We start from the raw sequence: 11,858 nt of genomic DNA, 5'->3' as shown, positions 1-11,858 counted from the left end.
TCTTTCTCACCCGCCACCACCGAAAGGACGCCCATGCTCCCCGAAAACCCCGCCATCGATCAGGTTCGCGAGTTCTTCGCCGATGACAAGTTCGCCACGGAGGCCGCGGGCTGCACCGTCATCGAAGCCGCCATGGGCCACGCCGTTTGCGAGATGCCGCTCGAGCGGATCCACTACAATGCCCAAGGCGGAGTCATGGGCGGGGCGATTTTCACCCTTGCCGACTTCTGCCTGGCCATCGCCTGCAACGTAAACGAGCAGCCCACGGTCTCGGTAAGCAATACCATCGAGTTCCTGAGCGCTGCCAAGGGAAGCAAGCTCATCGCCGAATGCGACGTCGACAAATCGGGAAGGAAGCTTGGCTTCTACACGGTGAACGTCTCCGACGACACGGGCCGCAAAGTGGCCCGCATGACCGCAACCTGCTACCGATAATCGTCAGAAGGGATTCGACGACCTTAGCTGCACTGCTGAACTTGCAAATCAAACGCTCAGCCCATCCAGAATCGCTGCCGAAAAAATTTTCAAAATTAGGGGTTGCGCACTGAAACGGTTTCCGTATAATAGTCAACGCACCTGATTCGGGGCCTTAGCTCAGCTGGGAGAGCGCATGGCTGGCAGCCATGAGGTCAGGGGTTCGATCCCCCTAGGCTCCACCAAATTTTCTAGGTTCGGCATACGCCGAACCTTTTTTATTTCTCAACCTTTGATGTACTACGTATACGACTGGGTTCGATATAACAAGTACCGGTCGTTCGGAGAAGCTTGCGAATCAAACACCCATCCCCGCCTGAAAACCCTGCTGAAAAAAATTTGAAATAGGGGGTTGCGCGCTAAAGCGGTTTCCGTATAATAGTCAACGCACCTGATTCGGGGCCTTAGCTCAGCTGGGAGAGCGCATGGCTGGCAGCCATGAGGTCAGGGGTTCGATCCCCCTAGGCTCCACCAAATTTAACAGCCGCCTTTAGGGCGGCTTTTTTATTGCCGCGGAAAGGGGAACCCATGGCGCAGACCACATCCGGCGATTCGCAAACCCGCGACTCGTTCACCTCGCGCACCGCCTTCATCATCGCCTGCATCGGATCCGCCGTAGGCCTATCGGGCATCTGGCTGTTCCCGTACCGCGTTTCACAGCTCGGCGGAGCGGCCTTCCTTATCCCCTACCTGTTCTTCGTCGTGCTGCTCGGCCTTACCGGCGTGGTGGGCGAGATGTCGTTTGGCCGCGCCATGGGATGCGGTCCGATGGGCGCATTCGGCAAAGCCCTCGAACTCCGAGGCGTATCCCACGCAACGCGTATCGGCAAAGCCATCGGCATCGTGCCCGTGCTCGCCGCGCTCGGCATCGCCATCGGTTACACCGTCGTTTTGGGATGGTTCCTCAAGTACCTGTTCGCCGCCGCAACCGGAACGCTGCTCGCCCAACCGGACATGGGCGCGTACTTCGGTCAGATCACCGGCGATTTCGGAAGCATCGGCTGGCACGCCGCGGCGCTCATCATCACGCTAGCCGTTATGATCTTGGGTATCTCACGCGGCATTGAGCGCCTGAACAAAATCATGATGCCGCTGTTCTTCGTCCTGTTCTGCGTGCTGCTCGTTCGCGTGGCCATGCTGCCCGGCGCAATCGATGGCTACGCCTACCTGTTCATGCCGCGCTGGGAGGCGCTCGCCAACCCGCAAACCTGGGTGCTTGCGCTTGGGCAGGCGTTCTTCGGACTGTCGCTTGCCGGAGGCGGCACGCTGGTATACGGCAGCTACCTGAAGAAAGACGTGAACGTGGTCTCGTCGGCGCGCAACGTCGTGGTGTTCAGCACGCTGGCCGCGGTTTTGTCGGCCATGGTGGTGGTGCCGGCCGTGTTCGCATTCGGAGCCGACACCCAGGCAGGCCCCCCGCTTCTGTTCATCGTGCTTCCGCAGGTGTTCGAGGAGATGCCCTTCGGCGGGCTGTTCTGCTTCTTGTTTTTCCTGGCCGTAGCCTGCGCCGCCATCACCAGCTTGGTGAACCTCTACGAACCGCCGATCGAGGCGCTGCAACAGCAGGCGCGCCTTCCCCGCTGGGCCGCCGTGGCCATCGTGGCCGCCGTCTCCATGGGCGTCGGCGCCTTCATCGAGAACGGCGATGCGGTCAGCGCCTGGATGGATGCCGTCAGCATCTACGCAATCCCGTTGGGGGCGCTTATAGCTGCCGTGATGTTCTTCTGGGTGTGCCCCAAGGGTTTCGCCTCAAAACAGGCTCAGATGGGACGAGAGAAGCCCGTAGGCGCATGGTTCGAGTTTATGGGACGCTATCTGTTCGTCCCGCTCACGGCGATCGTCATCATCCTGGGCATCGTGCTCGGCGGCATCGGATAGCGCAAAGCGCCGCCGCATCATCTGAACGCCGCTTCCACGGCGGCCCCAACAGCCTCACAAAACCGCGAAGGCCTGCATGCTCCACGTAGCATGCAGGCCTTCTCTTATCATGCAGGGAAAAAGCCAGATTCTAAAAGCCCCTAACTGCCAAGTCGATATCTGCTGGAGTGGCAAGATCGAACGCAGCAGCATCGCCAGCCCGGCATCGGACCGGCTCGCGCAGCCCAACGCCGCAGCGGGCCGAACCGACGCCGACAAGCCGCAGCATCTAAGGCGATCGACGCGCAATCCAGCCCTACCCGGCTGAAACCCGCAGCCATCGCCCCGCGGCGCCGTTTGCCGCGCTAGCCCCGTTCGGCGAAGAAACGCTCGGCGATGCGAGCCGATTCCGCGGCGTCCTTGGCATAATAGTCCGCGCCGATCTGCTCGGCGTACTCGGACGTCAAAACCGCGCCGCCGACCATCACCTTGCAACCCGGCAGCTTCTCATGCAGAAGCTCCACCGTCTGCTCCATGGCACGGACCGTGGTCGTCATAAGCGCCGAAAGCCCCACCAAGCGGATACCCTGCTCGCTTGCCACGCGCAGCACTTCTTCCGGCTCGACGTCGCGGCCAAGGTCGACCACGCGGAAGCCGTAGTTCTCCAACAGCATCTTGACGATGTTCTTGCCGATATCGTGGATGTCGCCTTTCACCGTGGCCACCGCGATGGCGTTCGACCCCACGCCGTCGTCGGCCGAATCACCCATGTGCGCCTTGACCACGTCGAATCCCACCTTCACCGCCTCGGCGGAAGCCATAAGCTGCGGAAGAAAGAACTCTCCCTTATCGAACTTCTGCCCCACCACATCAAGTGCGGGGACGAACACGCCGTTGACCAGGTCGAGCGGGTTATATCCCTTGAGCAACGCCTCAGTGGCAGGCCCCATCGGGCCCCTTCGACCCGTCAGGATGAGATGCACCATGTCGCGAACGGCATCGGCGGCGTCCGAAAGCGAATCAGGGACCGCCACCGGGCATTCCGCTGCCGAATCGGCAGCCCTCGAAGGCTGCGCTGCCTCCGCAGCACCCGCGGCAACACCCGCTCCCGCCGCGCCTGCCGTATACGGGTCCGCGGCGTCGGCATACTCCCCGATGAACTCGACGGCGCCGGCATCCTGGCAGTTCAGTACCCTGAACGTGTTCACCGTGTCGGTGTAGCGCTTCGCCTTCGGGTTCAAAATAGGCATATCCAGCCCGCATCCGAACGCGGCGGCCAAAAACGTCGAGTTCACCATGTTGCGCTGAGGCAGGCCGAAGCTGATGTTGGACACGCCGAGCGCCGTGCGCACGCCCAGGCGCTCCTTCACCATGGTCACTGCGCGCAATATCTCAAGCGCCTCCGATTGGTTGGTAGCACACGCCATGGTCAGGCAGTCGATGACCACATCGGTTCGCGGGATGCCGTAACGCTCGGCGGCTTCCACGATCCGCTCGGCAACGGCGAAACGCCCCTCGGCAGTGGGCGGGATGCCCTCTTCGTCAAGGGCAAGGCCGATCACGGCGCATCCGTAGCGCTTCACGATGGGAAGCACGGCCTCCAGGCTTTCCCGTTTGCCGTTGACGCTGTTGATGAGCGGTTTGCCGGCGTAACCGCGCACCGCCGCCTCCACCGCCACCGGGTCGGACGAATCCACCACCAGCGGCAACGTGACCGTAGAGGATAGCTTGTCCACTGCAGCTGCCAGCACAGCAGGCTCATCAAGCTCGGGAAGGCCCACGTTGACATCGAGAACATCGGCGCCCAGCTCCTGCTGCGAAACGGCCTCGCCCACCAGGTAATCCAGGTCACCCGCCCGCAGCGCGGCCTTGAGCTTAGGCTTGCCCGTAGGGTTGATGCGCTCGCCGATCACGGCGATGCGGGGCACGCCCACCGGAAGCACCACGGCCTCCTGGGCGCTGCACAGCACGCAAGCGGGCTCGTAGGCGCGCGGCGCCGGCACGCGGCGGGCATCCGCCATGCGACGAAGCTCGCGCGTGTATTCCGGCGACGTGCCGCAGCACCCGCCGATGACCGAAGCGCCCGCATCGAGCATACCCTCCATGGCGGCGGCGAAATCCTCGGGCGACACGTCGAACACGGTGACCCCGTCCTCCACGCGCGGCAGGCCTGCGTTCGGCTGCACCATCAATGGGCATCGCGAGCGACGCGCCATATCCTGCGCGGCGCCCAACAGCTCCGCCGGACCAAGCGAGCAGTTCAAACCCACGGCATGCGCGCCCATGCCCGAAAGCACCTCCGCGGCCACTTCCGGCGACGTGCCCAAAAACGTGCGCCCATCCTCGCCGAAGGTCATGGTGGCGAACACCGGCAGATCGCAGTTTTCCTGAGCAGCCAGCAGCGCCGCCTTCGCCTCGCGCAAGTCGGCCATGGTCTCGATCAGCACCACATCGCAGCCGGCGGCGGCAACGGCGCGCACCTGCTCGGCGAACAGGTCGTAAGCCTCTTCGAAGCTCATGGTTCCCATAGGTTCCAACAGCGCACCCGTCGGACCGACATCGCCGGCGATGTAAGGCGCGCCGGCGGCACGGGCGCATCCGACAGCCGCACGATACACCTCTTCAACGCTTGCGGCACCTTCCAGCTTCAACCGGTTCGCCCCGAACGTGTTCGTAGTGATGACCTCGGCACCAGCATCGACATAGGCCTTATGGATAGCCGCGATGTCGTCGGGATGCGAGAAGTTGAGCAGCTCGGGAATCTGCCCCGCATCGGCAAGACCCCGCTCCTGCAGCTGCGTACCCATGGCCCCGTCCACCACCAGAAAATCCTGCCCGAGCAGCGCTCGTTTCAAATGCTCGTCTTTGATGGCAAGTCCCGACAAATCGGGCTGGGGCAGCTGTGCCGCCTTCGCCCAACCGCCGGTCAGCTCCTTGTGCGCGCGCACGCTATCTCCCATGGCAGGTAATCCCTCTTTTCCTTAACTCGCAACCATCTCTCAAACGGCAAACCGCGCAGGCATCGCGCGCTTCGCCGCCATTATCGGGCTCATCGAACAAACCTAGCACGGCGGTAACGCTTTTCACCGGAACGAGCATGTTCGTCGACGTTACCGTGATGCCCAAGCGCCGACTCGCATCAAGGACTCCCAAAAACGCCGGCTGCACATTCAGCGGCAAGTCGCCATAGCCGGGGCTGAAACGCCAGTTCGTGCTCAGACCCATATCATGGGCGAAGCGGACGATAGCATCTTCGGTGATGTTCGCCGCCGCCTCGACCAGCGCCGAGCAGCAAGCTCCGAACATCACGCCGTCCGCCACGCTGATGGCCTCATGCTTTCGCATCTCCCGCTCGCTGACGGCGCCGAGCGTGCACGCCATCAGCGCAACCTTGCAAGCCCCGCGCAAATGCCCGGCGATGCTGTTGCCCTCGAGGACAAGATCGCAGCCCGCCAAAGCCACCTGGGGAACGAGCCCCTTCCCGCATCCGGCCCCCTGGCTCGACACCGCGCTGCGGCTCTCGGCCGCATCCATCGCCGCATCAAGGGCGTCAGGCGAACCCGTCGCCGCAGGCTCCGGCGCCTCCCAACACGTTCGCTTCTCATCGATGCCGAAGACGCTCCAGGCGAACGAAGGCGCGATAACCCTCTCGCACTCATCGGCCAGCCTATTGAAACGGGTCAGCAGCGCCTCATCGACCTGCTGACCCGTGTATCCCAGATATCTCAGCGCCTCGCTGCGATCGAGCCGCGCATTAGGCACGCCCCCTGCGCCAAGACGTCCATAGCGCACCATCACGAAACCAGCGCCACCTTCAACGCGCACGAGGCCGCACGGGCGATCTCAGGGTTGTTCATGGTGTACACATGCAGCCCCTCGACGCCATGCGCCTGCAAGTCGGTCAGTTGGCGGCACGCGTATTCAATGCCGGCCTGGCGCAAGCTTGCCGGGTCGTCCTCATATCGCGCGAGCAGCTTGATGATGGGACTGGGAAGCGAAGCCCCGCACATGAACACCATGCGCTGGATCTGCGCCTTGCTCATGAACGGCATGATGCCCGCGGTTATCGGCACGGTGATGCCGGCAGCCTCGGCCCCTTCGCGAAAGCGATAGAAGCAGTCGTTGTCGAAGAACAGCTGCGTGACCAAGAAGCTTGCGCCCGCATCCTGCTTCTGCCTCAGATGCTCCACGTTCAAGCGAAGCGAGTCGCAATCGATATGGCCCTCGGGATACGCCGCAGCGCCCACGCAAAAGCCGGCGTCCGCCAACACCGGGATAAGATCTTTGGCGTACAGGAAATCACCGGGTTCGTAGCCCTCCGGCAAATCGCCGCGCAATGCAAGCACATTGCGTATACCTCGGTCCTTCATGTCGGCCACAGCCGTTGAAATCGACTGCTGCGATGCGCCGGCGCAGGTCAGGTGAGCCACAGCAGGGACGTCATGATCGTCTTGGATCATTGCGGCGATTTCAGCGGTGGCCTGCTTGTTGCCGCTGCCGCCCGCGGAATACGTAACGCTGATGAACGCGGGATCGAGCTTTGCAAGCTCCTGCGCGATCGTGCGCGCCGACTCCATGCTCAGCTCGCCTTTCGGCGGGAAGATCTCGAACGAAACCGGCTGCGCGCCCATCTGACGAGCTTGCGCGAAGATGTTCTCTACGGTATCCATAATGCTGCCTTTTGTCATTTTCCGTCATCAGTATCTATGGCGCTGCTAATTATAACGACACAGGCCTTTCCGTCATCGATAATTCCTTGCACGGAGGTATGCTTTTTTGAGAATGCGACCTATCTGCCAACACGATTGCCGGGAGGATCGAGTACCGACACACAGCAAGCATCGAGTTTATGGCAGGCATTCGTTAACGCAATCTTACCCATCAACATGTCGCCCTCACCGGTTTCGCTAACTACGCCGTCGACGGGAAGGGAGGGTTGAACGAACTTACATCGAGATACGTCACACCGGCTAGCATCCGCCAGCGTGACTTCGGGACGAGCTCGAACCTTCACGCGCCATGATGCCGCCCTCCCGGTATCGCTGCCGCCGACTCCATCGGCGGAAAGGCCAGGGTTACTCCCGAGGCAGGTCTTCGCCCTCCCCTCTACGCGCGCAGTTGCGATCAGAGGGAGGATCGAACACATTCACGCTGCTGCCGGTTTCGCTTTGACGAAACGCGCTGAAGCATACGAGCGTCTGCCAGAGTTCGACCCTTTTCGCAAGCTGACGTGCTTCTTTCGCTCGCTGTTTAGCCTCGGCTTCATCCTCGAAGGCCGACAACCCACCTGCCTCCCCGTTCACCCCCGCCCCCTGCGCCGCCTCCAACTCCAACAACTCGCAAGATTCCGCAAAACCGCCCCTCGGCATGCTTCGACGACGCATCCTTCCTGCAACCTTCTCGCACAGCTGCACATAAGCATCGAATTCATGCACCTGCTCGGGACGCACTAATATCGCCCGACGCCGCAACCCTCCAAGCCCTTTATTCGATACCTCAACTTCTCCACTCGCATTTCGATCCATCTTCCTTGCGTCTCGAGCATCCTTCGCACCCGCCGGTGCGGCTCCAACCGTTTTCTTTGCCCTTTGGTCGCCCTCTGCATCCGCAGCCTCGCTTCCCCGATCGAGCGTGGTGCCGCCATGCCGCGCGCAAAACGCTGCCACGGGAAGCTCCTCAGGGTCCTCCGGGTCATCGATGCCACAGGCAAGGCCATTCGCCCTTCGCCCGCCGATCCCATCAGGCAACGAGATGTTCAACGCCGCCACATCGCGCCTTCGGCTCGTTGAACGTACGGTCAGCATGCGGCCAGATGCACCCGAGCCCTCCGCCACTGACAAACAGCCTCTTCCTGCAACATTCTCGCCAAGAACCACATCCCCCGCCGCAAACCCGCCGAAACGTCGCGGCATGCTCAAGGCCATCGCCATCGCAGATTCCGTCGGCGAAATCGATCCATCTCGTACATAGGCAAGGGCACGACGCGCCTTCGCCGTCCCATAGGCCCCATCGACCTTCGCCAGATACTGGCCGATTCTTGCAGCGGACGTCAACGGCTCATCATCGCCCTCTCGTAAAGCGATCCCGTTTTCAGCATCGGCATCGATCCGATACGACGAGCAGAGCGCATAACCCATATACACCGTTTCCAACAAGGTATGTTTGACCGCAATCTGCAAAAACGTCAGCTCAGGGGACGAGCAGCAAACCGCGCCGAACCCCTCAACAGGCACTTTCACAAACGATCCTGCTGGATACACGCTTCCCGAATAATGGGACCGCAAGCAATCACCGTCGCGTCTGCCCGCCGAAGTCCGCACAAGCACCTCGAGCTTGCCATCCTCGATGCCCAAAAGCGAACGAAGCGTCTTACTCTCGGAAACAAACGGCGACGTGCAAGGCAGCACCCGAGCCGTGGTCCTGTTCCCCGTGATGCGAGGGTTGCGATTCCGCACAAGCCAGCGAAATGCCGCATCGTGGGACAAGCAGATATTCATGGTAGCCATAACCGGTTCCTTTCAAGCGCAAATCACTTCGCAAACCAGCATGACGCCGCCATCTTACACAACCCTTGCCCGCATCTCGCATACCGCACCGCCAAACCTTGCAGGCCGGTTACCGATACATCTTTCCAGTAGATCGAACAGCGCCCTCACCAAACCGGAAGACGTTCCCTTGCACCCGGATCAATTCCACAAATCCACCGAAGCGAAGCTCACAACCAGCTACTCGCCTTTAGCTCGAACGTGCAAGCACAGGAACCACCGACCCGAAACTGAAAGCAGCAAGTGCAAAGAAAGCAAGAACGCAAAAGACGAAAAACAGCGACCGAGAATCAACCTAGCAAGCAGACGGCACTGCCCCGCCTGGCTGCCTTAACCACCCTCTCGTGCCCACTCACGACATCGGCAGGCCCTCTTTCCCAAACAAGCATCGGGGAGCCGAGGCAAACCAGGTCCGCAGATCATCCACGAAAACACACCTCCGCGACCCCTATCCGAGTATTTCTTACCGATTAAGCACCATATTTGAAGTCCGCAGATCATCCACGGATATACGCCCCGCGACCAGGCGAACAGCAGGAAGTGAAGCGAAGCAAAGAAAAGCCAGGAAAGCCCTATCATGCAATACGAAGACACGTCTTGTGCGACTTCTACCATGTCCTGCCATGCCCTGTCATGCCGACCACGTCCTGCAACACAATGCAAAGCCATGGCATGACGAGCGATGCGAAGCAGAGCGACGCAGATCCATGCTCTGGCACACGATGCGAAGAAGTGCGATACGAAGCTACGGCATGAGGCGCGTTGCGTGGCAACCGAAGCAGAGTCAAGGCATGGCATGAGATACGAAGCCATGCCGTTCGATGCGAAGCCGCGCCGTGCGAAGCAGCATAATGCAATGCGACGCTATGCCATGCAATGCGAAACGAAGCCGTGCCATGCCATGCGATAAGCACTGGATACGTCCTTCACGAGATGATTCCGGAAAACGATAGCGGTTACCGGCTTATACCGGCTATACTGGCGTCATAGCTTTAACAATACTACACAAACACAGCATCGGGAGATCAAGCTATGGCAGTAGAGCACAGTCAAGACAAACGTCAGCTAGCCGCATGGGTAGATCGGAAGCTGGCCGAAACGGTAGACGAGGTTGCCAGCAAGCGCGGCATCACGCGAACCGCGGCAATCACGGAAGCGCTACAGCGCTACGTAGAGGAAGAAACCAGCGTGGCGCTGCAACTTTCCGATTTCGCCGAGAAGCTTGAAACCCTGCTTGAACGCAGCGAGACGATGCAGAGCGAGCTTGAGGAAATCAAGCAGATGAAACCAGCCCGCTCCACGCGCAAAGCGAAAGCCGCGCAGCCGGCCCCTGCCGCGCAAACGCCATCGCTGTTCTAGAAGCGAATCAAGCTTATGAGCATCTTCGTGACGGGCGATATCCATGCCTCATACGACATCGCAAAACTCTCGGAAAGCTGCTTCGACACCGCTGGATTGACCAAAGATGACTACGTGATCATCTGCGGCGACTTCGGCCTTGTGTGGAACAACTCCGCCAGCGAACAATATTGGCTTCGCTGGCTTGACGCTAGACCTTTCACGACCCTATTCGTTGATGGTAATCATGAGGGCTTCAGCCTGCTGAACAGCCTTCCCGAAACCACATGGAATGGAGGAGCGGTACATCAAGTAGCAACCAGCGTCCTCCACCTCAAACGAGGCCAATTATTCAACATCGACGGATATCGAATCTTCACGATGGGCGGAGCAACTTCAAGCGAATACGACAGGACGCATCGAATTCAGGGCAAAACATGGTTCACCGAAGAAATTCCAAATGAGCAAGAGCGAGCAACAGCACTTGAAACACTTGATGCAGCAGATTGGGATTGCGACTTCGTCATCACCCATTGTGCGCCATCGTCTAGCGCGCAAGGCATATCCGAGCACACCGATCGCCTGGAAATCCACCCGATGGACGAATACACCGACTGGCTCCAAACAATTCAAGATCGTCTAGCTTACCGCCATTGGTTCTGCGGCCATTATCACATCGACGCTCAAATCCAAGATAAGACAACCGCGCTATACAACCGAATAGCCGTGTTGGCAGACCCCAAAATCATCGCCGATACCGATGACGAAGAGACCTTGTCGCTACCCTATCAACTACTCCCCGAGCCAGCAGGAAACCAAAAATCACCGATACCCGACTACTGCTCCGAACTCGAGGACCAAGATTCCTTGGAAATCGATCTAGAGTAAATGCAAAACAGCCCTAATGGCATGAAATAGCCCCAGCGTTGGCGGGGCTATTTTCATACCATCTGCAGAACAAACAAATACATGCATTCAATCGGAAAGCAATAACAAGTGAAGACTGTGCCAGAGTGCTTTCAATTGCCGCTATTTCAACTTTACTCACCGGTGCGATCGCAAAACTGAAAAGACTCTAACCAGCTGTCACAGATTAACACAAACCCCAGAAACCCGGAGCCAAACGGAATCGCCCAAGGCGACTTAAGATGAAGCGCGCAGTGAGCTAGCGCTTCAAGAACACGGATCTGCCCACGATATCGAAAAACCACAATCGCAGCATCAATAATAGGAGGATCAAAGATAAAGACCCGCCCAAACGCGGAAAGAGCTCGCAAGGGACATGCGCACCTCCGTTACGTCCCCCCTGCGAGCCCTCAGGCGCACAATATGTGACCTTCTGCGCTGTGAGGTCATCGCCCATTGAACAGGTCCGCGAGCGCAGGAAGCTTCAGGATGGACAACTAGCCAAGAAAAGGAAAACTCCAACGAAAACGCCAGACAATACGAGAAAAGATAGGGAAGGCGCGCGCACCTCGTAACCAGTTAGGCGTTTCGAGCAAATTCAATATAGAGACATCATCGCCAAGAGGAAACTCGCAACCGCGCTGATGAGGGATGCCGCCATCCAAGGGGTCGGCGCCCTCAACCGCGGAAAGGGCTTGCAAGAAGACAATCTCCTTCACAGGCCTTCAGGCGTCCCCC

The 11,858-nt window shown here is 59.7% G+C and carries 8 protein-coding genes and 2 tRNA genes; 6 read left to right on the top strand and 4 right to left on the bottom strand.

The window, feature by feature from the left end; translation table 11 throughout:
- Positions 1 to 33 precede the first annotated feature (33 nt).
- The 4 genes from SFHG_RS03370 (at position 34) to SFHG_RS03355 (ending at position 2,352) form a co-directional block, all read left to right on the top strand.
- Entirely contained in the window at positions 34 to 435 is a 402-nt protein-coding gene (locus tag SFHG_RS03370; protein ID WP_042433777.1) for a PaaI family thioesterase, read from the top strand.
- A gap of 148 nt (positions 436 to 583) precedes the next feature.
- A tRNA-Ala gene (locus SFHG_RS03365) sits at positions 584 to 659 on the top strand.
- A 213-nt stretch (positions 660 to 872) separates the two neighbouring features.
- A tRNA-Ala gene (locus tag SFHG_RS03360) sits at positions 873 to 948 on the top strand.
- Positions 949 to 1,002: 54 nt separating this feature from the next.
- On the top strand, positions 1,003 to 2,352 hold the full coding sequence (locus tag SFHG_RS03355; protein WP_042433765.1) for a sodium-dependent transporter: 1,350 nt from the start codon (positions 1,003 to 1,005) through the stop codon (positions 2,350 to 2,352).
- Between the two features lie 344 nt (positions 2,353 to 2,696).
- On the opposite strand, the gene SFHG_RS03350 is transcribed toward SFHG_RS03355, so the two are convergent.
- From SFHG_RS03350 to SFHG_RS10075, 4 genes are all read right to left on the bottom strand, one after another.
- On the bottom strand, positions 2,697 to 5,291 hold the full coding sequence (locus SFHG_RS03350) for a homocysteine S-methyltransferase family protein (protein ID WP_081468921.1): 2,595 nt from the start codon (positions 5,289 to 5,291) through the stop codon (positions 2,697 to 2,699).
- Positions 5,281 to 6,129 carry a vitamin B12 dependent methionine synthase gene (locus SFHG_RS03345; RefSeq protein WP_148514749.1) on the bottom strand — a complete coding sequence of 283 codons (849 nt, stop codon included), beginning with the start codon at positions 6,127 to 6,129 and terminating at the stop codon, positions 5,281 to 5,283. Before SFHG_RS03345 ends, SFHG_RS03350 begins: the two co-directional genes overlap by 11 nt.
- Positions 6,126 to 7,001: a methylenetetrahydrofolate reductase gene (locus SFHG_RS03340; RefSeq protein WP_042433762.1), complete on the bottom strand. Its 876-nt coding sequence runs from the start codon at positions 6,999 to 7,001 to the stop codon at positions 6,126 to 6,128. The genes SFHG_RS03345 and SFHG_RS03340 overlap by 4 nt, the downstream gene beginning before the upstream one ends.
- Positions 7,002 to 7,406: 405 nt before the next feature.
- Positions 7,407 to 8,837, bottom strand: coding sequence for a hypothetical protein (locus tag SFHG_RS10075; protein ID WP_052297788.1), 1,431 nt, complete (start codon positions 8,835 to 8,837; stop codon positions 7,407 to 7,409).
- Positions 8,838 to 9,908: 1,071 nt separating this feature from the next.
- Here SFHG_RS10075 and SFHG_RS03330 point away from each other — a divergent pair.
- Both SFHG_RS03330 and SFHG_RS03325 read left to right on the top strand, forming a co-directional pair.
- Positions 9,909 to 10,235, top strand: coding sequence for a ribbon-helix-helix protein, CopG family (locus tag SFHG_RS03330; RefSeq protein ID WP_042433760.1), 327 nt, complete (start codon positions 9,909 to 9,911; stop codon positions 10,233 to 10,235).
- A 15-nt stretch (positions 10,236 to 10,250) separates the two neighbouring features.
- Positions 10,251 to 11,102: a metallophosphoesterase family protein gene (locus SFHG_RS03325; RefSeq protein ID WP_052297787.1), complete on the top strand. Its 852-nt coding sequence runs from the start codon at positions 10,251 to 10,253 to the stop codon at positions 11,100 to 11,102.
- The last annotated feature ends 756 nt before the right edge of the window (positions 11,103 to 11,858 follow it).

This window comes from Senegalimassilia anaerobia JC110, assembly GCF_000236865.1.
In the GTDB taxonomy this organism is placed as follows: Bacteria; Actinomycetota; Coriobacteriia; order Coriobacteriales; family Eggerthellaceae; genus Senegalimassilia; species Senegalimassilia anaerobia.
Note: the sequence above shows the minus strand (reverse complement) of the source record. Positions and strands in the feature narration are given on the sequence as shown.